The organism is Mycobacterium scrofulaceum, from assembly GCF_002086735.1.
GTDB lineage: Bacteria > Actinomycetota > Actinomycetes > Mycobacteriales > Mycobacteriaceae > Mycobacterium > Mycobacterium scrofulaceum.
Window position 1 is genome coordinate 1 of sequence record NZ_MVIJ01000058.1, and the last position, 23094, is coordinate 23094.

Annotated in this window: 21 protein-coding genes and 1 pseudogene; 3 read left to right on the forward strand and 19 right to left on the reverse strand. The window is 69.9% G+C overall.

Features of this window, described 5'->3' with window-relative positions; all coding sequences use genetic code 11:
• The 11 genes and pseudogenes from BST44_RS24970 to sepIVA all read right to left on the reverse strand — a co-directional run.
• Positions 1 to 317: pseudogene (locus BST44_RS24970) on the reverse strand (signal recognition particle-docking protein FtsY); the annotation flags it as partial.
• Between the two features lie 160 nt (positions 318 to 477).
• Positions 478 to 4086 (reverse strand): chromosome segregation protein SMC, encoded by a 3609-nt coding sequence (smc, locus tag BST44_RS24975; protein ID WP_083179671.1) that lies wholly within the window; start codon positions 4084 to 4086, stop codon positions 478 to 480.
• A gap of 135 nt (positions 4087 to 4221) precedes the next feature.
• Positions 4222 to 4515, reverse strand: coding sequence for an acylphosphatase (locus BST44_RS24980; RefSeq protein ID WP_083179672.1), 294 nt, complete (start codon positions 4513 to 4515; stop codon positions 4222 to 4224).
• Positions 4502 to 4915 carry an OsmC family protein gene (locus BST44_RS24985; RefSeq protein ID WP_083179673.1) on the reverse strand — a complete coding sequence of 138 codons (414 nt, stop codon included), beginning with the start codon at positions 4913 to 4915 and terminating at the stop codon, positions 4502 to 4504. Before BST44_RS24985 ends, BST44_RS24980 begins: the two co-directional genes overlap by 14 nt.
• A gap of 138 nt (positions 4916 to 5053) precedes the next feature.
• Positions 5054 to 5665 (reverse strand): NifU family protein, encoded by a 612-nt coding sequence (locus BST44_RS24990; protein WP_244184938.1) that lies wholly within the window; start codon positions 5663 to 5665, stop codon positions 5054 to 5056.
• Entirely contained in the window at positions 5614 to 7527 is a 1914-nt protein-coding gene (feoB, locus tag BST44_RS24995) for a ferrous iron transporter B (RefSeq protein WP_083179675.1), read from the reverse strand. The genes BST44_RS24990 and feoB overlap by 52 nt, the downstream gene beginning before the upstream one ends.
• The gene (locus BST44_RS25000) at positions 7524 to 7796 is read right to left on the reverse strand and encodes a FeoA family protein (RefSeq protein WP_244184939.1); all 273 of its coding nucleotides are present in this window, start codon (positions 7794 to 7796) and stop codon (positions 7524 to 7526) included. The genes feoB and BST44_RS25000 overlap by 4 nt, the downstream gene beginning before the upstream one ends.
• Before the next feature lie 123 nt (positions 7797 to 7919).
• Positions 7920 to 8768: a DNA-formamidopyrimidine glycosylase gene (mutM, locus tag BST44_RS25005; protein ID WP_083179676.1), complete on the reverse strand. Its 849-nt coding sequence runs from the start codon at positions 8766 to 8768 to the stop codon at positions 7920 to 7922.
• Positions 8769 to 8938: 170 nt separating this feature from the next.
• Positions 8939 to 9652: a ribonuclease III gene (gene rnc, locus BST44_RS25010; RefSeq protein ID WP_083179677.1), complete on the reverse strand. Its 714-nt coding sequence runs from the start codon at positions 9650 to 9652 to the stop codon at positions 8939 to 8941.
• A complete protein-coding gene (locus BST44_RS25015; protein ID WP_208619882.1) occupies positions 9649 to 10233 on the reverse strand; it encodes a YceD family protein in 585 nt (194 codons plus the stop codon). Before BST44_RS25015 ends, rnc begins: the two co-directional genes overlap by 4 nt.
• A gap of 63 nt (positions 10234 to 10296) precedes the next feature.
• Positions 10297 to 11034: a cell division protein SepIVA gene (gene sepIVA / locus BST44_RS25020; RefSeq protein ID WP_040623960.1), complete on the reverse strand. Its 738-nt coding sequence runs from the start codon at positions 11032 to 11034 to the stop codon at positions 10297 to 10299.
• Positions 11035 to 11339: 305 nt separating this feature from the next.
• On the opposite strand from sepIVA, the gene BST44_RS25025 reads away from it, so the two are divergent.
• Both BST44_RS25025 and BST44_RS25030 read left to right on the forward strand, forming a co-directional pair.
• Positions 11340 to 12533, forward strand: a complete 1194-nt coding sequence (locus BST44_RS25025) for a permease (protein ID WP_083179695.1) — start codon at positions 11340 to 11342, stop codon at positions 12531 to 12533.
• 165 nt (positions 12534 to 12698) lie between these two features.
• Positions 12699 to 13124: a hypothetical protein gene (locus BST44_RS25030; protein ID WP_142274690.1), complete on the forward strand. Its 426-nt coding sequence runs from the start codon at positions 12699 to 12701 to the stop codon at positions 13122 to 13124.
• Between the two features lie 30 nt (positions 13125 to 13154).
• Here BST44_RS25030 and coaD read toward each other — a convergent pair whose 3' ends face one another.
• The 5 genes from coaD to BST44_RS25055 all read right to left on the reverse strand — a co-directional run bounded on the left by coaD (position 13155) and on the right by BST44_RS25055 (position 16966).
• On the reverse strand, positions 13155 to 13634 hold the full coding sequence (gene coaD / locus BST44_RS25035; RefSeq protein ID WP_083179680.1) for a pantetheine-phosphate adenylyltransferase: 480 nt from the start codon (positions 13632 to 13634) through the stop codon (positions 13155 to 13157).
• 149 nt (positions 13635 to 13783) lie between these two features.
• The gene (gene rsmD, locus BST44_RS25040) at positions 13784 to 14341 is read right to left on the reverse strand and encodes a 16S rRNA (guanine(966)-N(2))-methyltransferase RsmD (protein ID WP_083179681.1); all 558 of its coding nucleotides are present in this window, start codon (positions 14339 to 14341) and stop codon (positions 13784 to 13786) included.
• Between the two features lie 10 nt (positions 14342 to 14351).
• Positions 14352 to 14975: a vitamin K epoxide reductase family protein gene (locus BST44_RS25045; RefSeq protein ID WP_439330754.1), complete on the reverse strand. Its 624-nt coding sequence runs from the start codon at positions 14973 to 14975 to the stop codon at positions 14352 to 14354.
• Positions 14976 to 14983: 8 nt separating this feature from the next.
• Positions 14984 to 15748 carry a DsbA family protein gene (locus BST44_RS25050; RefSeq protein ID WP_083179683.1) on the reverse strand — a complete coding sequence of 255 codons (765 nt, stop codon included), beginning with the start codon at positions 15746 to 15748 and terminating at the stop codon, positions 14984 to 14986.
• Between the two features lie 102 nt (positions 15749 to 15850).
• Complete coding sequence (locus BST44_RS25055) at positions 15851 to 16966, reverse strand: alpha/beta hydrolase (RefSeq protein WP_083179684.1); 1116 nt, start codon at positions 16964 to 16966, stop codon at positions 15851 to 15853.
• 433 nt (positions 16967 to 17399) lie between these two features.
• Between BST44_RS25055 and BST44_RS25060 the strand changes: the two genes are divergently transcribed.
• A complete protein-coding gene (locus BST44_RS25060; RefSeq protein ID WP_142274691.1) occupies positions 17400 to 18245 on the forward strand; it encodes an aldo/keto reductase in 846 nt (281 codons plus the stop codon).
• An 8-nt stretch (positions 18246 to 18253) separates the two neighbouring features.
• Here BST44_RS25060 and BST44_RS25065 read toward each other — a convergent pair whose 3' ends face one another.
• Genes BST44_RS25065 through BST44_RS25075 form a run of 3 tightly spaced genes read right to left on the reverse strand, consistent with a single transcriptional unit; the run spans position 18254 to position 22877 of the window.
• Positions 18254 to 18967 carry an HNH endonuclease family protein gene (locus BST44_RS25065; protein WP_083179686.1) on the reverse strand — a complete coding sequence of 238 codons (714 nt, stop codon included), beginning with the start codon at positions 18965 to 18967 and terminating at the stop codon, positions 18254 to 18256.
• Positions 18964 to 21183: an ATP-dependent DNA helicase RecG gene (gene recG, locus BST44_RS25070; protein ID WP_083179687.1), complete on the reverse strand. Its 2220-nt coding sequence runs from the start codon at positions 21181 to 21183 to the stop codon at positions 18964 to 18966. The genes BST44_RS25065 and recG overlap by 4 nt, the downstream gene beginning before the upstream one ends.
• A gap of 2 nt (positions 21184 to 21185) precedes the next feature.
• The gene (locus tag BST44_RS25075; RefSeq protein ID WP_142274692.1) at positions 21186 to 22877 is read right to left on the reverse strand and encodes a DAK2 domain-containing protein; all 1692 of its coding nucleotides are present in this window, start codon (positions 22875 to 22877) and stop codon (positions 21186 to 21188) included.
• Positions 22878 to 23094: the final 217 nt, after the last annotated feature.

Genomic DNA, 23094 nt, shown 5'->3' on the forward strand with positions numbered 1-23094 from the left:
GCCGGGGGCGGGGCAAGAGTTTCCGGTTCGGGGAGTTCGACCTCGGAGATCGTGCGCCTCGGCGCGTCGCGCGGGATGGTCGCGTCGTCGCCCACCGCGGGCAGGCCGGTGGTGTCGAGCCGGTCGGCCGGCGCGCCCTGGCTGAAGGTGATGCCGGACGACGCGGAGTAGCCGCCCGACCGGTCGATCGCGCCGGGCTCCGGCTTGGCGGTGAAGCTGATCCGCCGGCGGCGGTACCGCACCAGGCCCAGGACCAGCGCCGCGACGAGAACCAGGACAGCGACGACCGCGATGGCGATCCAAAGACCTTGCGACACGCTGACATTGTTTCAAGCGGTCCGACGCCCGGGGGGCATCGGGTGTGCGTCCTGGGCGCCCAGTGTGCTTCCCGGGCGCAGAAATCGCCGAAACGCCGCCGTCAGTGCACGCTGAACGCCGTCAGTTCACCCTCAGGCATTCCCGGCCGTTGTCGGGCGCCTAGGAGGGGCTCGAGACCAGCTGCTCCACCTGCTGCCCGCGCATCCGCTGCGAGATGACCGCGGTGATGCCGTCGCCCTGCATCGTCACGCCGTACAGCGCGTCGGCGACCTCCATCGTCGGCTTCTGGTGGGTGATGATGATCAGCTGCGAGCGGGCCCGCAGCAGCTCGAACAGGCTGATCAGGCGGCGCAGGTTCGTGTCGTCGAGCGCGGCCTCCACCTCGTCCATGATGTAGAACGGCGACGGGCGGGCGCGGAAGATGGCCACCAGCATCGCCACCGCGGTCAGCGCCTTCTCGCCACCGGACAGCAACGACAGGCGCGTGATCTTCTTGCCGGGCGGGCGCGCCTCCACCTCGATGCCGGTGGTGAGCATGTCGTCGGGATCGGTCAGCCGCAGCCGGCCCTCGCCGCCCGGGAACAGCACGGTGAAGACCTCCCGGAATTCGCGTTCCACGTCGACGAAGGCGTCGCTGAACACCTGCAGGATCCGGGCGTCGACGTCGGCGACGACGTCGAGCAGGTCCTTGCGGGCCGCCTTGACGTCCTCGAGCTGGGTGGACAGGAAGTTGTAGCGCTCCTCCAGCGCGGCGAACTCCTCGAGCGCCAGCGGGTTGACGCGGCCCAGCTCGGCGAGCTCCCGCTCGGCGCGTTTGGCCCGCCGCTCCTGGGTGGGCCGGTCGTACGGCATCGGGGCGGGCGCGACGACCTGCTCGCCGCGCTCCCGCGCCTGCTCGAACTCGGCCATCTCGAGCTCGGTGGGCGGCAGCGCCACGTCCGGCCCGTATTCGGCGATCAGGTCCGACGGCGCCATCCCGAACTGCTCGAGCACCATCTGCTCGAGCTGCTCGATGCGCATCGCCGCCTGCGCGTTGGCCACCTCGTCGCGGTGCAGCGAGTCGGTGAGGGTGGCGACCCGGGCGCTGAGCGCGTTCACCTCGTCGCGCACCGCCGCCATCGCCGTCGCGCGTTGCTGGCGTTCGGCCGTCAGCGCGTCGCGGATCTTCGACGCCGCCGCGACCACCCCGTCCAGCCGCCGCGCCAGCAGCCGCCCGGCGTCGGCCACCGCCGCGGCGACGGCGGCCGCGCGCAGCCGCGCCTCGCGCGCCTGCTGCGCCCGCAGGCGTGCCTCCCGTTCGGCGGCCGCGGCACGGCGCAGGGAATCCGCGCGGCCGCGCACCGCGTTCGCGCGCTCCTCGGCGGTGCGCACCGCCAGCCGGGCCTCGACCTCGGCGCCGCGGGCGGCTTCGGCGGCGGCGGCGATCCGCTGGCGGACCTCCGCGTGGTTGGGCTCCTCTGCGTGCACGTGCTGGGTCTCTTGGGCGTTGCGCAGCCGGTTCTCCAGCTCAGTGACCTCTTCGACGGTTTGCGCGCGGCCCGCTTCGAGCTCCTCGCGCTGCCGCAGCAGCCGGGTCCACTCCTCTTGGGTCGTGCGGGCTTCCTGCCCGAGCCGGCCCAGCTGCTCGTACATCGCCGAGATCGCGGTGTCGGACTCGTTGAGCGCGGCCAGGGCCTGCTCGGCGGAGTCCTGCCGCGCGGTCTGCTCGGTCAGCGCGCCGGACAGCGCCGCGGTCAGCTGCGCGACCTGAGCCTCCGCGGCGGCGAGCTCGCTGCCGGCCTTGTCGATCTCCGAGGTCAGCTCCAGGGTGGACAGCTTGCGGTCGGAGCCCCCGCTCACCCAGCCGGCGCCCACCAGGTCGCCGTCGAGGGTGACGGCGCGCAACCGCGGCCGCGCCGCCACCAGCTCGAGCGCCTGGTCCAGGTCGTCGACCACCGCGACGCCCGAGAGCATCGCCGTGATCGCTCCCCGCAGCCGCTCGGGCGCGTCGACCAGGTCCAGCGCCCACAGGGCGGTGCCGGGCAGGGCGTCCCGCGAAGCCGGGTGGTCGGCGGGCCAGTCGCCGAGCACCAGCGCCGCGCGCCCGCCGTCGGCCTGCTTGAGCGCGGCCACCGCGGACCGGGCCGCACCGAAGCTCTCGGCGGCCAGCGCGTCGGCCGCCGAACCGAGCACCGCGGCCACCGCCGCCTCGTACCCGGAGCGGACCTTGACCAGCTTGGCGATCGGACCGAAAAGCCCTGCCGCCGGGTGGTTTTCGGTCAGCCAGGCGGCGCCATCCTTACGCTCCAGCCCGACCGACAGCGCGTCGATGCGGGCCCGCAGCGAGGCCACCCGGCGTTCGGCGTCGCGCTCGGCGGACTGCAGTTCGGCGACGCGCTCGTCGGCCAGCCGCAACGCGGCCACCGTCCGCTCGTGGTGCTCGTCGAGGCCCACCTCGCCCTGGTCCAGCTCGCCGACGCGGGCCTGCACGGTTTCGAATTCCGCCTTCGACTGCTGCGCGCGGGCCGCGGCCTGTTCGATGCGTTCGGAGAGCCGCGCGACGCTGTCGTCGATCGATTCGACGCGCGCCCGCATGGTCTCCACCTGACCGGCCAGTCGCGCCAGGCCCTCGCGCCGGTCCGCCTCGGCCCGCACGGCCGCCAGGTGGGCGCGGTCGGCCTCGGCCGCCTCGCGCTCGCGCTCGCCCAGTTCGGCGCGGGCGGCGTCGAGCCGCGTGCGCGCGTCGGCCAGTTCGGCCAGCAATTGTTGTTCGGCGACCGCAACCCGCTCGGCCTCAACTTCCAGGGCGTCCGGGTCGGTGTCGCTGGGTGGCGCCGGCTCCACGTCGAGATGTTGCGCGCGTTCGCTGGCGATGCGCACCGTCGCGGCCACCCGTTCGGCCAGCGCGGACAGGCCGAACCAGGTCTGCTGGACGGATTCGGCGCGCGTGGAGAGGTCGGCCACCGCCGCCTCGTGCGCGGTGAGTTCCTCGGATGCCACCGCCAGGCGCGCGGCGGCCTCGTCGTGCTCGCGACGGATGGCGGCCTCGGCCTCGAAGATGGCGTCGCGCTGGGTCTGCCGGCTGACCAGGTCGTCGGCGGCCAGCCGCAACCGCGCGTCGCGCAGGTCGGCCTGGATGGTCTGGGCGCGGCGCGCCACCTCGGCCTGGCGCCCCAGCGGTTTGAGCTGGCGGCGCAGCTCGGTGGTCAGGTCGGTGAGGCGGGCCAGGTTCGCCGACATCGCGTCGAGTTTGCGGAGCGCCTTTTCCTTGCGCTTGCGGTGCTTGAGCACGCCGGCGGCCTCTTCGATGAAGGCGCGGCGGTCTTCGGGCCGCGACTGCAAGATCTCGTCGAGCTTGCCCTGCCCCACGATGACGTGCATCTCGCGGCCGATCCCGGAGTCGCTCAGCAGCTCCTGCACGTCCATCAACCGGCAACTCGCGCCGTTGATTTCGTACTCGCTGGCGCCGTCGCGGAACATGCGGCGGGTGATCGACACCTCCGAGTATTCAATCGGCAGCGCGTTGTCGGAGTTGTCGATGGTGACGGTGACCTCGGCGCGGCCCAACGGGGCCCGCGACGAGGTGCCGGCGAAGATGACGTCTTCCATCTTGCCGCCGCGCAGGGTCTTCGCCCCCTGCTCCCCCATCACCCAGGCCAGGGCGTCGACGACGTTGGACTTGCCCGAGCCGTTCGGGCCCACCACCGCGGTGATGCCCGGCTCGAAGCGCAGAGTCGTCGGCGAGGCGAAGGACTTGAAGCCCTTCAGCGTCAGACTCTTGAGGTACACGGCGAGCCAGACTACCGCTCGAATCGCCCGAGCCACCCGCACCGCGGGGTGTCGCCCGGGCCGAAATGCGGCCGGCGTCCACAGCTTGCCGCACTGGTCACAATGGCCACATCAGTCACGGCGAGCAGGGCGGTCTCAGCGCTCGACGAAGCCGTCGAAGCGTTCCTGCGGCTGCGACCAGTCCGCGACGACCCGGTCGACGCGGCCCGGCCTCGACGGCCACGCCTCGCCGCCCTCGAGCAGCGCCAGCAGCTTCTCGCCGGCCTCGCGCGGGCCCTGGGCGACCACCAGGACGCGGCCGTCGGCCTGATTGGCCGCGTAACCGGTGAGGCCCAGCTCGAGCGCGCGGCAGCGCGTCCACCAGCGGAAGCCGACGCCCTGGACCGTGCCGTGCACCCAAGCGGTGAGCCGTACGTCAGGCCCCGACATCGGCGACCTTGAAATCGACCTCGGTGCCGGCTTTCAGCGTGCGCCCCACGGTGCAGACCAATTCGATCGCCCGGTCGACCACCACCAGCAGCCGCTCCTTCTCCTGCGCGGACAGCCCCGACAGGTCCAGCTCGAGCGTTTCCTCCAGGCGTGGGTAGACCTCGCGTTCGCGGTCGGCGGCCCCGGACACCCGGACCACCGACCGGTAGTCATCCCCCAGCCGGCGGGCCAGCGGCTGGTCGCTGGACATCCCGGCGCAGGCGGCGAGCGCGATCTTCAGCAGCTCGCCGGGGGTGAAAACGCCGTCGACGTCCTCTGAGCCGACGAGCACCTGCGCACCGCGGGAGCTATGTCCGGTGTAACGGCGCGATCCCGTGCGCTCCACCCACAGTTCGGTCATGGCTCATTTCTACCGGGCGGCGCGTGGCCCGCGCGTCGTCGAGTGTGCGTTCTGGGTGAGACCACCCGGCGTGTCGCCACCCCAGGCGCACACTCAACGCCGTGGACGCACACTCGACGACGGGGCCGCCACGATCCCTCAGCGCACGATCAACGACAGCAGCTTCCTGCCGAACGAGATTGCGGGCGAACCGGTTTCGCACGACACCACGACCCGGTCGTCGAACCGCCGCCGCAGTTCGCGTTCGAACACGTCGCGCAGCGTGGACGACGCGGCCGGACATCCGTCGCAGGCGCCCATCATGCGCACGGTCACGGTATGGCCCGCCACCGAGACCAGCTCGATCGACCCGCCGTGCGAAGAGGCAAGCGCGCCAACAGGTCCCGCGAGAAGTTCGGCTGCGACGCTTTCCAGGTCCGGCGCGGCTGCTTCGTCGACCGTCCAGGCCTGCGGCTCCAGCAGCGCCTCGCCGAGCGCCGCCCGTACGACGTCCCCCAGCTCGCGCCAGCCGCCATCGCCGCCGATCGTGATCAGCATCTCCCCGGTGCCCACCAGAATCTCGGCGATAGTCCCGCCGTCCAGCAAGGCGCCCAGCCTGCCGGGGGCCCGCCGGACGACGCCGCGCGGGGGCAGGCGGTCGGGCGGCACCACCCAGCGCAACTGACGCGGATTCGTGGTGGCGGTCGCGTGAATCGGGATCATGCGCCCACCCCGACCGCGATCGAGCGGGCGACGAACGCCATCGTCCACGCCAGGACGAACATGTAGCACCACGCGAACGCGGGCCATCGCCACGAGTTGGTTTCGCGGCGCATCACCGCGACGGTGGACATGCATTGCAGCGCGAAGATGAAGTACACCATCAAGGCGATGACGGTCGACGAGGTGAACACCTTGTGTCCGTCGTCGTCGGTCATGCCGACCAGCGCTTCGTGGGGATTCTCGGGGCTGGTCGCCGCCGACACCTGCCCGAGGGTGGACACGAAAACCTCACGCGCCGAGAACGAACCGAGCAGGGCGACGTTGATGTGCCAGTCGAAGCCCAACGGCTTGAACACCGGCCCGATCGCCTTCCCGACGTCGGCGGCGTAGCTGTGGTCCATCACGTATGCGGTGGTCTCCGTCGCCGACATGTGCGCGGTTTCGGCCTGCCGCGCGGGGAGATTGAGCAGCACCCACAGCACCACGGACGTGCCCAGGATGATGGTGCCGGCCTTGCGCAGAAACACCTTGGCCGAGTCCCACATGGTGATGAGCACGTTCTTGGCCGACGGGAAGCGGTACGGGGGCAGCTCCATCGTGAACGGCAGCAGGTCGCTGCGCAGGATCGTCGACTTGAACAGCGACGCGGCGATCAGCGCGGAGGTGCCGCCGCACAGATACAGGAGGAACATCGCCGCGCCCTGCGCGCTGAACCCCCACCACTGCGTCTGCGGCGACACCAGCAGCCCCACCAGCAGCGTGAACACCGGAAGCCGGGCCGAGCAGGTCATCAACGGTGCCGTGATGATGGTGGCGATCCGGTCCCGCGAGGACGGCAGGGTCCGGGTGGCCATGATCCCGGGGATGGCGCAGGCGAACGAGGACAGCATCGCGACGAAGGCGCGGCCCTCCAGCCCCGTCGCGGCCATCACCCGGTCCATCAGGAACGCGGCCCGCGCCATGTAGCCGACGTTCTCCAGCAGCGCGATCAACAGGAACAGCAACACGATCTGCGGGATGAACTGGAGCACCGTCCCGACGCCGCCGATGATTCCCTGGCCGAGCAGGCCGCGCACCACGTAGTTGCCGACATGGTCGCTGATCAGCACACCGAGCCAGCCGAGCCCCTGGCTCACCCGGTCTTGCAGTGGCGCGGCGACGGTGAAGACGACCTGGAAGAAGCAGAACATGACCGCGAAGAAGATGACGCTGCCCCAGAGGGGATGCAGCACGATGGCGTCGATGCCTCGCGTGCGCCGGTCTGGTTGCGGCGCAACGTATTTGGCTGCCTTCAGCACGGATCTGCCCCAGGCCTCCATGGCGTCGTCCTCGCCCGGCGGCAGGATCGGGGGGCGTTGCCACCGGTCGAAGGACGCCAGCTGGGCCCGCAGGGCATCGATCCCGCCGCCGCGGTGCGCGATTACCGGGATCACCGGAATGCCCAGCGCCGTCGACAGGCCGTCGACGGCGATGCCGCCGCCGCGGGCGATCAATTCGTCGGTCATGGTCAGGGCCAGCAGGCACGGGACGTCGAGCCGCAACACCTGGGCGACGAGCGTGATCGAACGGTGCAGCGTGGTCGCGTCGGCCACCAGGACGATCGCATCGGGCGGCTCGGCGCCGTCGACGTTGCCGACCAGCAGGTCGGACACCACTTTCTCGTCCGGGCTGATGGGCTCGAGGCTGTAGGTGCCCGGGAGATCCTCCACGGCGATTTCGACGCCGTCCATTCGCGTGAGGCCCACCCTGCGCCCGACGGTGACGCCCGGGTAGTTGCCCGTCTTCGCGCGCAGGCCGGTCAAGTGGTTGAACACGGACGTCTTGCCCGCGTTCGGGCTGCCGACCAGGGCGACGCGTGCCACGCCCGCGACGGCGACCGCGGCGCCGCCTTCCTCGTGACACGACGTCATGCGTCGCTCCCCGGGTCGACCTCGATCAGCCGCGCCTCGCGCCGCCGCAGGCACAGTTCGGTGTCCTGCACCCGGTAGATGGTCGGGTCGCCCATCGGGGCACGCCGGATCACTTCGACGGCGGATGCCGGGCGGAACCCCAGTTGCCGCAGTCGGCCCGCCACCGCGGGGGCCGCCGCCGCCGCCACGCCTACGATGGTCGCCCGCTCGCCCGGCGCGAGCTGAGCGAGCACGGTCGGCGAACCCGGCACACCAACTGACTTCCGCACTAGCCGCCTCGACGCCACAGGTCCACCATGCCACCCAGGATAACGACGCGAGGTGAGGATAACCTCACCTTTCCTCCGCGACGGCGCGATCGGCGCCGTCAAGTGGGAGACCCGGGCGCTCACTCAACGCCGCGGTCGGGGCTGGCACTTCGGGCAGTAGAACGACGACCGGTTCATGAACTTCTCCCGGCGCATCACCGCACCGCAGCGCCGGCAGTTCTGCCCCTCGCGCCCGTAGGCGTCCAGCGACCGGTCGAAGTACCCGGATTGGCCGTTGACGTTGACATACAACGAGTCGAACGACGTCCCGCCCTGCGCCAGCGCGTCGCGCATCACGTCGGCGGCGGCGTCGAGGACCGCCCCAAGCTGGCGCCGGCTCAGCGTCGCGGCGATCCGGGCGCCGTTCACCTTGGCCCGCCACAGCGCCTCGTCGGCGTAGATGTTGCCGATGCCCGAAACCACGGTTTGATCGAGTAGCTGGCGCTTGATCTCGGAATGCTTGCGTCGCAACACATCAACTACGGCGTCGCGGTCGAAACGCGGGTCCAGGGGGTCGCGCGCCAGGTGCGCGACGGGGGCCGGCACCACGCTGCCATCGACCTCGACGAGGTCGGCGAGCATCCAGCCACCGAAGGTGCGTTGGTCGGCGAAGCTCAGCACGGTCCCGTCGTCGAGCAGCGCCGAGATCCGCACGTGGTCGGCGCGCGGCACTGCCCCCAGCAGCATCTGCCCGCTCATGCCGAGGTGCACGACGAGCGCGGTGTCGGCGTCCAGCAGCAGCCACAGGTACTTGCCGCGCCGATCGGTGCCGGTGATCCGGGCGTCCAGCAGCCGGGCGGTGAGGTCGGCGGGCCCCGCCTCGTGACGGCGCACCGCGCGCGGATGGTGCACCCGCACCGCGGTGATCGTCTTGCCCACGACACGGGCCTGCAAGCCGCGGCGGACCACCTCGACTTCGGGCAATTCGGGCATCTAGCGATGATCGCAAGCGCGGCGAAGCCGGGCGCGGCGGGTCATCGCCACCAACCGGCGATGATCGCAAGCGCGGCGAAGCCGGGCGCGGCGGGTCATCGCCACCAACCGGCGATGATCGCAAGCGCGGCGAAGCCGGGCGCGGCGGGTCATCGCCAACGGACCTACACCTAGACGGACGTTTTCCCCGCGGTGTCCAGCACTTCGAGGGCTTTCCAGGTCGCCGCGGCGGCCTTCTGCTCGGCTTCCTTCTTGGAGCGCCCCACGCCGGATCCGTACTCGGTGTCCATCACCACGACGACGGCGGTGAATTCCTTGTCGTGGTCAGGGCCGGTGGAGGTGACCACGTACGACGGCGCGCCCATCCCCCGCGCCGCCGTCAGCTCCTGCAGGCTGGTCTTCCAGTCCAGCCCGGCCCCCAGCGTCGGCGCGGCGTCCAGCAGCCCGCCGAACAGCCGCAGGATCACCTCCCGGGCCGCATCGATGCCGTGCTGCAAGTAGATGGCGCCCAACAGCGACTCCATCCCGTCGGCCAGGATGCTCGACTTGTCGGCGCCGCCGGTGTTGGCTTCTCCGCGCCCGAGAAACAGGTGAACGCCCAGGCCGTCGGCGGACAGCTTGCGCGCGACGTCGGCCAGCGCCTGGGTGTTGACGACGCTGGCCCGCAGCTTGGCGAGGTCCCCCTCGGAGCGGTCGGGATGCCGGTGGTAGAGCTCGTCGGTAATGGTCAGGCCCAGCACGGCGTCGCCGAGGAATTCCAGGCGTTCATTGGTGGGCAGGCCGCCGTGCTCGTAGGCGTAGCTGCGATGTGTCAGCGCCAGCGAGAGCAGTTCGTCGGGCAGCTCGACCCCGAGCGCGTCGAGCAGATCCTGCCGCGACGTCATCGGTCGCCCCGCGGCGCGTCCGGCTCGGGAAACATGCCGGCCAGCTTGGCCCACCGCGGGTCGACGCGGTCGTGATGATGGCCGGGCTCGGCCGCGAGGGACACGCCGCATTCGGGGCACAGTCCGGGGCAGTCTGGGGTGCAGACGGGCGAGAACGGCAGCTCGAGTCCGACGGCGTCGATAATCGACTGCTCGAGGTCGACGGTGTCGTCGACGATGTGCCCGACCTCGTCCTCCTCGGTGGTCGCCTCCGTCGTGCTGTCGGGGTAGGCGAACAGTTCGGTCAACCGGACCTGCACCCGGCCGTCGACCGGAGTGAGGCAACGCGAGCATTCGCCGACGGTGGGCGCGTCCACCGTCCCCGTCACCAGTACGCCTTCGGAGACCGATTGGACTTGTAGGTCCAGTTCCAGGGGAGCGCCCGCCTCGATGGCGATCATGTCCAGGCCGATGCGCGCCGGGCTGGGCACCGTCTTCCGCAGGGTCACCATCGCCCCGGGGCGCCGCCCGAGCCGGGTGATGTCGATCGTCATCGGGGAGCTCAGACGGCGCTGCGAGGTGGTGCTGTGCTGCCGCGTCATAGGAGAAATCCTACGGCGCTCGCCGCATAATTCCAGGGCGCGCCCGCGCGGTGGAGGGGCTAGCTAGCGCACCGCGTAGTCGTGCGTGCCGGCCGCCGTCCGGAGTTGGTGACGACCGCGGCCGACCGAGCGCAGCGTGCCGTTGAGGAATTCCTCGAACTCGGCCAGCTTGTTGTCGACGTAGATGTCGCACTCCCCGCGCAGCCGGTCGGCCTCGGCGTGCGCCGAGTCGATCAGGCGGGTGGCCTCGGCGTGGGCCGCCTCCACCACGCTGTTCTGCGACACCAGGCGTTGCTGCTCCTTGATGCCCTCTTGCACGGCCTTCTCGTAGGAGATGTTGCCGTTCTCGAGCAGCCTGTCGGCCTCGGCCTGGGCGCGGCCGACGCTGGCCTCGTACTCGCGTTTCGCCGCGGTGGCGATGCGCATGGACTCCTCGCGGGCCTCGCCGACCATCCGCTCGCTGTGCTGGCGCGCCTCGCTCACCATGCGGTCGGCCTGGGCTTTGGCGTCCGACAGCAGCCGGTCGGCCTCCGCACGGGCGTGGTTGAGCATCGACTCCGATTCGGTGGTCGCCGAGGACACCATGGATTCGGCGTGCGACTTGGCGTCCTGCAGCATCGAGTCGCGCGCGTCGAGCACGTCCTGGGCGTCGTCCAGCTCGCCGGGGATCGCATCCTTGATGTCGTCGATCAGTTCCAGCACGTCACCGCGGGGCACCACGCAGCCGGCCGTCATCGGAACGCCGCGTGCTTCTTCAACGATGGCGCTCAGTTCGTCGAGCGCTTCAAAGACTCTGTACACGGCCATATCCTCCTGGCGTCTGCCAACGTGTTGTTACCAGTGTGCCTGGTGTTGTCTCTGTGACAGCGGTGGCGAGGCCGGTGTGTCGGACATTTGACCGCCACAACGACGCGAAACGCCCCGGAACTGCGCCCGCGACCTCGCCGTCGCCAGTGAAATCCATCGAAACGCCCGTCCGCGCCGCCACGGTTGGCTGCACCTTTGCGGCCATTCTAGGGATCGCGGCGACTCCAGGCCCTGGCCAGACCGCCGCGCAGCGCTTGACCTATACCCCTCAGGGGTATAGGTTGGGGACCTCTGGGGACATCGGAGCAACCGACGGGGAGGATCAAGCGCTCGTGCTCGCAGCGGTCGGACACGCCTTGGCGGTGGCGGGATCGATGACGTGGGAGATCCTGTGGGCGCTCATCCTCGGATTCGCCCTGTCGGCGGTCGTGCAGGCGGTGGTGCGCCGCTCGACCGTAACGGCGCTGCTGGGCGACGACCGGCCGCGGACCCTGGCGCTGGCTGCGGGGCTCGGCGCCGCATCCTCGTCCTGCTCGTACGCCGCGGTGGCGCTGGCCCGGTCGCTGTTCCGCAAGGGTGCGAACTTCACCGCCGCCATGGCGTTCGAGATCGGCTCCACCAACCTGGTGGTGGAGCTGGGCATCATCCTGGCCCTGCTGATGGGCTGGCAATTCACCGCCGCGGAGTTCGTGGGCGGCCCACTGATGATCGTGGTCCTCGCCGTGCTGTTCCGGTTGTTCGTGCGGTCGCGGCTCATCGACGCCGCCCGCGAGCAGGCCGACCGCGGAGTCGCCGGCTCGATGGAGGGCCATGCGGCCATGGACATGTCCATCAAGAAGCAGGGCTCCTTCTGGCAGCGTCTCTTTTCCGGGGAGGGCTTCACGTCCGTCGCCCATGTCTTCGTCATGGAGTGGATGGCGATCCTGCGTGACCTCGCGATCGGCTTGTTGATCGCGGGGGCGATCGCCGCGTGGGTGCCCGGAAAGTTCTGGAAGACATTCTTTTTGGCGGACGACCCGGGCCTGTCGACGCTGTGGGGCCCGATCGTCGGGCCCTTCGTGGCGATCGTGTCCTTCGTCTGCTCGGTCGGCAATGTTCCGCTGGCCGCGGTGCTGTGGAACGGTGGCATCAGCTTCGGCGGTGTCATCGCGTTCATCTACGCCGACCTGCTGATCCTGCCGATCCTCAACATCTACCGCAAGTACTACGGCACGCGGATGATGCTGACGCTGCTGGGCACGTTCTACGCCGCCATGGTCGCTGCGGGCTATCTGGTCGAATTGATCTTCGGCGCAACACGTCTCATCCCACAGCAACGCAACGCCACCGTGATGGAGGCGTCGATCTCCTGGAACTACACCACTTGGCTCAACATCGCCTTCCTGGCTGTCGCCGCCGTGCTGGTCATCCGCTTCGTCACCTCCGGCGGCATGCCGATGCTGCGGATGATGGGCGGGTCTCCCGACGGCGGACACGAACACGAGTGCCACTAGCGCCGCGACTCGTCAGCGGGTCGGCTGCCTCGCGTGCCCTTTGGCCCACGCGGCGGGACCGAACGGCCCTATCGAACATGTCGCCCGGCGCGGAGCCTTGGGATACACGGCTCCACAGAAGGCAGGTCAGACATGTTCAAGCACGTTCACCGGCAGGTGGGTGGTGTGATCGTCGCCGCGGTGGCCCTCGCCGCCGCCGGGACGGCTGCGACCGGGACGGCCAACGCCGCGTACCCCGGTGTCGCCGAGTGGTATTCACAGGCCCAAGAGCACTTCACCAATACGACCAAGGCCATGCAGGCGGTGGTCGACGCGATCAAAGCCAACGACATCAACGCCCTCCGGTCGGCATGCTCGGCAGTCCACGACGAACAAACCATCGGCCTCCAGGCCCACCTGCCCACGCCGGACCCGGCCCTGACCGCCGCCCTGCAATCCGAAATTCGTGACTTTCACACCGCGACGCACATCTGCATGTCGCTTGGGCCCAACAGCACCCCGGCCGATCTGGATCAGGCGGACTCGTTCACACAGCAGGCAATTGACGACCTGAAGACGGTCAACGACATCCTGGTCGAAGACCTGAGTTGAGGGCGTGGCCGAACGACGAAACGACCAGGGTCAGGAACGGGCGACCTTCTCGCGCAAGCGGCGGTTGACCGGTTCGGGCAGTAGCTCCGAGACGTCACCGCCGAACAGCGCGACCTCTTTGGCCAGGGACGACGACACGAACGAATACCGAGGTGTCGTCGCGACGAAAAACGTGTCGACACCGGCGATGTGCTTGTTCATCTGCGCCATCTGCAGCTCGTATTCGAAATCGGTGCCGGTGCGCAGGCCCTTCACGATGGCGGTCATTCCCTGCGACTTGACGAAGTCGACCACCAGGCCTTGACCGGCCTGCACCCGCAGGTTGGGCAGATGGGTCGTCGACTCGTTGATCATCGCGATCCGCTCGTCGAGGTCGAACATGCCCTTCTTCGCGGGATTGGTCAGGATCGCCACCACCACCTCGTCGAACTGGGCCGACGCCCGTTCGAAGACGTCGATGTGGCCTAACGTCACTGGATCGAACGACCCCGGGCAGACCGCGCCACTCATGTCGCGCGCCGCCGAGGATGCAGTGGGGGCACCGCCCGCTCGCGGGGGACGTAGCGATGAGATGGGGGTACGCCCCCACGAGTGGGAGGGACCCCCACCCGCTTGCGGGGGAGAGCGGCGCTCATGTCGAAAGACGGTACACGCCCGCCTCACAGCCGTTCGGCCATCTCCAGACGGGTGTCGCCGTAGCCGCGTGGCGGCCACGCGGACCAGCCGGCCGGCCAGGTCAGCGGCGCACCGTTCGCCGCGCGTTCCACCACCGCCACGGTTCCCGCGCGCACCCAGCCGTGCGTGACCAACGCCGCCAGCACGGCTTCCACCTCGGCGACCGCCACGTCGTAGGGCGGGTCGGCCAGAACGAGGTCGACCGGTGTGGTGGCCCCGGCCGCCAGGACGTTGGCAACCGCGCCGCGCCGCACCGCGGCCGCACCGGCAAGGCCGAGGGCGTCGGCGTTGCGGGCGATGACCGACGCGCTGCGCGGATCCGATTCGACGAACAGCGCCGAGTCGGCCCCACGCGACAGCGCCTCCAATCCCAGTGCGCCCGAACCGGCGTAGAGATCGAGCACCGCGACGCCGGTCAGATCACGCCGGGCGGTCAGGATGTTGAAGAGGGACTCACGCACGCGATCGGTGGTAGGCCTCGTCCCTCGCGGCGGGACGGCGATGCGCCGGCCGCCGGCCACGCCGCCGATGATCCGGGTCACTGGCGGTCACTTAGAGCAGTGTGGACCAATAGTCCCAGAACCGCGCCATGATCATCAGGAACACCGCGGTGAACCACAGCGCGGTGATAGACCACCGCCACTGGTACAGCGCCCGGGCCACGCCGCGCCCCCGCCGCTGCAGCGCCGGACGGCAGGCGATCGACGCGACGACGACGAGCAGGGTGATGGTCGCCGCCCACACCACCATGCAGTACGGGCACAGCGCGCCGATGCTGTACAGGCTTGCGTAGATCAGCCAGTGCACGAACCCCGCACCGATCAGGAGCCCCGCCGTCAACCCGATCCAATACCACTGCGGCAACGCCACTTTGGTCACCGTCAGCAAGCCCGTGACCACCACCACCGTGAAGGCCACCAGGCCGAGAAGCGGATTGGGGAATCCCAGCAGCGACGCTTGCGGCGTAACCATCACCGAGCCACACGATAGGATCGGGTTGAAGTTGCACGACGGCACGTACGCCGGGTTGAGCAGAAGGTCGATCTTCTCCACGGTGAGCGTCGCGGAGGCAGCCAGGCCGATCACGCCGGCGATCAGGACCCACCACGCGCTGGGCGCCGGCACGCGCGTCTCGGGACGCGATTCCGGTGTCAGGTCGGCGGTTTGGGCTGACACCGACGTGGTCACGTGGCCGCGGGGGCGACGGCGCCGTCGATTCCCGGCACGTCGCCCACGATGCTCTTGATCTTGGCGACCAGCGCATCGGGTGTCGACGGGTCGTAATCGTCGCCGTTGATCTTGATGGTCGGGGTGGCGTTGATCTTCGCGGCCGCCGCCTCCCCCTTGACCTTGTCGATGTACTTGCCGCTGTTGATGCAATCGGGCACCTTGCCCACGACGCCGGCCTCGCGGGCGACTTCGATCAGCCGGGCGTTGTCCGGGAAGCTGGTGCCGCGTTCGCTGGGCTGAAGATCGGTGGTGAACAGCGCGGTGTGGAACCGGCGGAACGCGTCGATGGATTCGTCGGCCACGCACAGGGCCGCGGCTCCCGCCCGCGACGAATAGTTCTGGTTCCTGGCGTTGTCGAGGATGGACACCATGGAGTAGTCGGCCGCGATGGCGCCGACGTCGATGAGCCTCGACACCGTCGGACCGAACGTGCGCTCGAAGTTGCCGCAGGCCGGGCAGAGGAAGTCCTCGTAGAACGTGACCACGGCCTTGGGATTGCTGGTCCCGGGCTGGGTGACCAGCTTGCTCGACGTCACCCGCACGGTGTCGCCGGCGCCGATGGCGGCGGTCTTCTTGTGGTGGGTCACCACGATGTAGGAGACCAGCGCGACCAGGAAGATGACGACGACGGCGGTCCCGCCGATCTGCACGAGGCGGCCCGATTTACCGTCGGCGGCCTTCATGTCAAAGCGCGGTGGGCGTTTGGGTTTGTCGGCCACAGTCTGCGTGATCCTTCGGTACTCGGGTGCTCGGCTTGCCCGGTGGTGGACGTGATTCGTTCTTGGGCGCCTCTAGATTACCGGCGCCGGCGGCGCAACAGGTCAGACCCGGCTCAAGTGGGCGCGCAGGGCCGAGATCAGCTCGGTGGTGGCCGCCGCGCTGCCGCCCCCGAGCTGGAAGAGGTTGGCGAAGCCGTGCGTCAGCGATCCCATGCACCGTAGGTCGACGGCCGTCCCGGCGGCCTGCAGGGCCGCCGCGTAGTTCTCGCCCTCGTCGCGCAACGGGTCGAAACCGGCGACCGCGATCAAGGCGGGCGCGAGCCCGGCCAGAGACTCGGCCAGCAACGGCGATACCCGCGGATCCGCGCGGTCGACGCCCGAACCCCGCAGGTACTGCGACTCGAACCAGTCGATGTCGCGTTTGGTCAGCAGGAAGCCACGCGCGAAGAGACCCAGGGAGCGGGTCTGCGCGGTGAAGTCCGTCCGCGGATAGATCAGCCACTGCAGGACGGGCGCGGGGGCGCCCTCGTCGCGCGCCCGTTGGCAGACGACGGCGGCCAGGTTGCCGCCCGCACTGTCCCCGCCGACCGCGACCCGACCGGGCGCGGCGCCGAGCTCCCCGGCGTGGTCGTAGGCCCACCGGAAGGCGGCGTAGGCGTCCTCGACCGCGGCCGGCGCGCGATGCTCGGGGGCCAGCCGGTAGTCGATCGACAACACGTGGATGCCGGCGTCGCGGCAGGTCAGCCGGCAGAGCGCGTCGTAGGAGTCCAGGTCGCCGATCGACCATCCGCCGCCGTGGTAGAAGACCAGCAGGGGCGCGGACGCGCCGTTGGGCGGGCGGTAATGCCGCGCGGCGATCTCACCGGCCGGCCCGGGCAACGACAAGTCGGCGACGTCGACGTGGACCTGGGGTCCCGGGAGTTCCAGGGAGAGCTGGCGCATCTGGGCGCGGGAGGCGCCGGGGTCGTCGTCGACCACCAGACCGTCGATGCCGACGGCACGCAGACCGGAGAGCATGAGCTGAAGCGTGGGGTCCAGCGTGTTGCCGTCGATCGTCACCGAGCGGCCGCCGAACAGCGCCCGTTTGGCGGGGGTCGGGATCCACGGAATGACCTTGACACCGATCGTGGAGACCGCGCCCTGCAAGCGGCTGGCCAGGCGCATGGGTGTGCGTTTCACGCCGAGATGGAGGTCCGGCGCGGGCACGCTCTTGGTCATGGCCACTCCCTCGAATTAACCGTGCTGACGTCGGGGCGACGGTCGGTCGCTCGTTCCGCCTCCGTCTCGGCGGCTCCGGAAAACCCCCGAACGGGCACGGTCGGCGCCCCGCCGCGTCGCTTGCCGGCCGGGCGGTCGCCGATCCGGCGTGCGGTGTGACCAACTCTACGTGGTGACGAAAATGCGGTATGTCGACCAGGGCCGAATATCACCGCGCCCCGCCGCGGTGTTGCTGAGGTGGTATTTTCCAGCCCGGTAATATCGTGATCCCCAAGCCGGTACCCGCCTCACGGATTGCGAGCAGCTTCGACGTGTTCGATTTCGAACTCAGCGCCTCGAACTCAGCGCCGATGGGACGGCGTCGATCTCCTCGCTCGATGATGGCAACCGGTTCGGTCCACGAACCTTCAATTTCACAGGCAGGTGAATGACATTGGCTGGCGAGTCGGGCGCGGCCGTGCCCTCGATAGCTCTGAATGACGAAAACACGATGCCGGTGCTCGGCCTTGGCGTCGCGGATTTGTCGGAGGACGAAACCGAACGCGCCGTCTCCGCGGCGCTGGAGATGGGCTGCCGGCTGATCGACACCGCCTCGGCCTACGGCAACGAAGCCGCCGTCGGCCGCGCCATCGCGGCCTCGGGGATTCCGCGCGCCGAGCTGTTCGTCACCACCAAACTCGCCACCACCGACCACGGGTTCCTGCGATCCATGGAGGCCTGCAAGGAGAGCCTGGAGCGGCTCGGGCTGGATTACCTCGACCTGTACCTCATTCACTGGCCGGTCCCGGCACGAGGCGAATACGTGAACTCCTTCGGCGGGTTGATTCAGTGCCGGGGGGACGGGCTCGCGCGGTCGATCGGCGTCTCCAACTTCACCGAGCAGCACGTGCTGGACATCATCGACCTGACCTTCGTCACCCCGGCGGTCAACCAGATCGAGCTGCACCCGATGCTCAACCAGGCCGACGTCCGCAAGACCGACGCGGAGCACAACGTCGTCACCCAGGCCTACACACCGCTGGCGCTCGGCAAGCTGATGGACAACCCGACCGTGACCTCGGTTGCCGGCGAATACGGCAAGACACCGGCGCAGGTGCTGCTCCGGTGGAACCTCCAGCTGGGCAACGCGGTCGTCTTCCGGTCCGCCAACCCCGAGCACATCTCCGGGAACCTCGACGTGTTCGACTTCGAGCTGGCGGCCGAGCACATGGAAACGATCAACGGACTCAACGACGGCACCCGGCTGCGCCCGGATCCCAACACCTTCGACGGCGTCTGAGCGCCCAGTCAGCCCGCCGGGCAGGTGCCGGCCGCCTGACGCAGCACACCGGTCGACGGCTGGTCCACCGGCAACGTATATCCGCGCAGCACGGCGATGAACTGCATGGCGTACTGGCAGGCGAACGCGGCGTTGGGCGGCATCCAGTGCGCGGGCGGCGCGTCGCCCTTGTCCTGATTGGCCTGTCCGTCGACGGCCAGCAGGTTGGCCGGATCGTTGGCGAACCGCAGCCGTTCGTCGGCCGGCCAGGCGTAGGCGCCCATGTCCCAGGCATAGGCGAGGGGGACGATGTGGTCGATCTGGACCGCCTCGCCGACCTTGGCGCCGCGCTGGAAGGCGATGGTCTTGTTGGTGTACGGATCGTGCAGCGTGCCGGTTGCCACCGCGTCCGGACACCGTTTGGTCGACACATAGGTCTTGTCGACGAGGTCGCGGTTGAGGATGTCGTCGCGGGTGTCGCAGCCGTTGTGTCCCAGCGGGGCGTCGTTGTCGTCCGTCCAGGCGTCGCCGAAGGCCGCGCGCCGGTAGTCGTAGCGATGCAGCCGCAGCGGCACCACGGCAACACCCGCGAGCACGTCTGCGCCGGGCTGCACCGTCGGAACGTCGGCGCGGGCCGCATATTCGTCGGCATGCCTGGTCGCCGAGGAGCCGACCGTCTGGTAAGCCACCAGCAGCGCGAGCGCCGCGACCGCGGACAACCACAGCAGCACCCTGCGATTCACGACTTGTCCAGGTATTCGATCCGGTCCGTGCTGACGAAAGGCGCTGCCAGCAAAGCCACTTCGGCATTGGCGGGATCGTCGGCGTAGGTCCGGACGCAGAAGTCGCGCGCGGCCTCGATGACCTCGCGGTGGTCGGCCAGCGACAGCAAACGCAGATTGACGGCCCGACCGGACTGGTTGCGGCCCAACACGTCGCCCTCACGGCGCTCCTTGAGGTCGAGGTCGGCGAGCGCGAACCCGTCCAAGGTCGCGGCGACGGCGGACAGCCGCCGGCCCGCCGGTGAGGCCGGCGAAACCCAGCTCGCGAGCAGGCACAGGCTGGGATGTTGGCCGCGGCCGATGCGGCCCCGCAGCTGGTGCAGTTGGCTGATCCCGAAACGGTCGGCATCCATCACCAGCATCACCGTGGCGTTGGGGACGTCCACCCCCACCTCGATGACGGTGGTGCAGACGAGCACGTCGATCTCGCCCGCCCGGAAGGCCGCCATCGCGGCGTCCTTCTGCTCGGCGGACAACCGCCCGTGCATCAGCCCCAGCCGCAGGTTCGCCAGCTCACCCGCACGCAGCCGCGCGTAGAGCCCCTCGGCCGTTTCCGACGGTTTGGCGTTCGGCTCCTCTTTCTCCGGCTCGTCGGTCTCGTCGATCCGGGGCGCCACCACGTAGGCCTGGCGGCCCGCGGCGACCTCTTCGGTGATGCGCCGCCAGGCCCGGTCGAGCCACGCGGGCTTGTCCTTGACGAAGACGACGTTGCTGGTGATCGGCTGGCGCCCGCGCGGAAGTTCGCGCAGCGTCGAGGTTTCCAGGTCACCGTAGACGGTGAGCGCGACCGTGCGCGGGATCGGCGTCGCCGTCATCACCAGCAGGTGCGGCGTCACGCCGGGACGAGCCTTGGCGCGCAACTGGTCTCGTTGTTCGACGCCGAACCGGTGCTGCTCGTCGACCACCACCATGCCCAGGTTGTGGAATTCCACCGCGTCCTGCAACAGCGCGTGGGTGCCGACGACGATCCCGACCTGACCGCCCGCCACCTCGTCCCGGACCTGTTTCTTCTGTGCCGCCGTCATGGAACCGGTCAGCAGCGCGACCCTGGTCGCGGTGTCGGCACCGCCGAGCTGACCGGCCATCGCCAACGGGCCGAGCACGTCGTTGATGGATCGAAGATGTTGTGCGGCAAGGACTTCCGTAGGAGCCAGCAGCGCACACTGGTAGCCGGCGTCCACCAGCTGCAGCATCGCCAAGACCGCGAGAATGGTCTTACCCGAGCCGACCTCGCCTTGCAGCAGGCGGTTCATCGGCCGGGTGGCCGACAGCTCCTTGGTGAACACCTCGAGCACCTCGCGTTGCCCGGCGGTCAGCTCGAACGGCAACCGGGCCATCAATTGCGCGGACAGACCGTCGGAGTGCGGCGGCGCCGGGGGCCCCGATTCCGAGAGCTCGCTGTGCCGGCGGGCGACCAGCGCCCACTGCAGCCCGACGGCCTCGTCGAAGGTCAGGCGCTCGCGCGCCCGCCGCCGGGCCGACTCGTCTTCCGCCAGATGGATGTCACGCAGCGCCCGGTCCTCGGACACCAGGTCGTGCCGGCCGCGCAGCTCGGCGGGTAAGGGGTCCTGCACCGGGTCGAGGACGTCGAGCACCTGGCGCACGCACCGGAAGATGTCCCAGCTCTGCAGCTTCGTGGTGGCGGGGTAGATCGGGAAGAAGGCGCGCTCGAACGCCGACATCTGCAGTTCGCCGGTGGTGGCCTGCGAGGCGATCGCGATGTTCTTCAGCGAGCTCGTGCCGCGATTCTTGCCGTCCGGGGAGTCGAGGATGAGGAACGCCGGGTGCGTCAGCTGCATGACGTTCTTGAAGAAGCCGACCTCCCCCGACAGCATGACCTTGGTGCCCTCGGTCAGATCCTTCTTCAGGTAGTTGGCGTTGAAAAATGTCGCGGTCACCTTGCTGCGCCCGGCACCGAGGGTTATGCGGTGGCACATTTTTTTCGGGGTCTTCTTCATCGGCCACGTCTTGGTTTCGGTGATCGTGTCGACGATCGTGATGTGCTCGCCGGCCGGCGGACGTCGATCGTCGGAGTCCCACCGGGTGGCGCCCTCGGTGTAGGTGCGCGGATAGTGGCGCAACAGGTCGTCGACGGTGCGGATGCCCAGTTCCTCGTCGAGCTGTTCGGCGGCCTTGGCCCCCACCACGAAGTCCAGGCGATCGCCCAGCGAGACCACGGCTACTCGACCCCGATCAACAGCGCGTCACCGCGGTGGCCGGTGCGGTAGGTGACCAGCTCGGTCCCCGGATGGTGGTCGTGCATGTGTTCTTCCAGGGTGTCCACCAGGGCCGTGGCGTCGTCCTCCGCGTCGATCCCGGCGCCCAACAGCACCGTCACCAGGTCGCCGCCGGAGGCCAGCAACAGGTCGAGGAGGCCGATCGCCGCCGCGGTCGCGTCGGCGGCCACGATCAGCACCTCGTCCCCCGCGATGCCCAGGCCGTCGCCCGGCTGGCAGCGGCCCGCCCAGGTCAGCGCGCTCTCGGTCGCGATGCGCACGGATCCGTGGCGGGCCGCGCCGGCCGCCCGGGCCATCGTGTAGCCGTCGTCGACCGCCTGCCGGTCGGCTTCGTGCACGGCCAGTGCGGCCAGCCCCTGCACCATCGATCCCGTCGGTATCGGCACCACGTCGATCCCCCAGCCGATGGCCGCCGTGCAGCCGGCCACCAGCTCCTCGGCCGGCACGTAGCCGTTGGGCAGCACCATCACCTGCGCGGCCCCGGTGTCGATCACCGCCCGCATCAGCTGGTGCGCGCTGATGCCGGTGACCGGGTCGCCCGCGGCCGGATCGCGCTGCAGCACGCAGGCGCCCTCGCCACCGAACAGCTCGGCGGCACCGTCGCCGTCGACGACGGCGAGCACCGCGCGTTCCCGCGTCCAGCCGCCGGCCGGCAGGCCCGTGGCGCCCGAGCTCAGCGCCGAGATCACGATCCGGCTCAGTCGCCCCGCGGCCAGCCCCGCCTCGACCGCTGCGCCGGCGTCGTCGGTGTGCACGTGCACCGAGTACGTGCGCTCGGCGGACGCCTGCGCGGCGGCGATGCCGACGGAATCGCCCAGCTCCCCCAGCCGGTCCCGCAGCGCATCCGCCGCGGCGGCGTCGCAACCATCCAGCCGGTACATCACCTCGAACTGCGGCGCGGGCCGTTCGGCGGCGCCTTCCGGTTGCGGCGCGCGCGGGGACAGCTCGTACACCGTGCGGGCGGGCGCCTGCCCGGAGACGGTGGTGCGCAGGGCGTCCAGCAACACCAGCAGCCCGCGCCCGCCGGCGTCCACGGCGCCCGCGTCGGCGAGCACGTCCAGCTGCTCGGGCGTCTTCTCCAGCGCGACCACCGCCGCCTCACCGGCGGCGACGATCGCCGAGGCGAGCCCTTCCCCGGCCTGGGCACATTCCCCGACGGCGTCGGCGGCCGCGCGCAACACCGAGACGATGGTTCCCGGAATCTCCTCACCGCCCATCGACGTGATGACCAGGTCGACGCCGCGCCGCAACGACGCACCGAGGATGGCCGCGTCGACATGGGCCAGCTCACCGCCGGATTCGGCCGCCGCGACGGCGGTGACGTCGGCGATGCCGCGCAGGATCTGCGACAGGATCACCCCGGAATTTCCGCGGGCGCCGTTCAGCGCACCGGCCGACATCGCGGCGGCGGCCCGGGCGGCGCAGGCCGAGCCGCCCTCGGAGTTCAGTCCCGCGTTGGCTTCGGCGAGCGCCGACCGCATGGTGAACAGCATGTTGGCGCCGGTGTCGGAGTCGGCAACCGGGAAGACGTTGAGCCGGTTGATCTCGTCGATGTGGGTGATGAGGTCGCTGACAGCGGTGTGCGCCCAGTCCCGCAACGTGATCGCGTCCAGCAGACGTTCCGACGGTCCCAGTGTCACCCACCTCCTCCACAACCAGCCCCCGGTGGGCGCCAGCGTAGCTCGGCGACTCGGACGGCGGCTCGCCGTTACCACCACCGACCGGTGGGCGGCCGGTGCCCATTGAGCCTAGCCAGGCGGGGCGACAGCGGCGGTGATCGTTTTGGTGGTTGCCAGGACAATCGGTATCCTGGTTGGGCCCGGGACACCCGGGCTGTCCCGGCCACGTGCC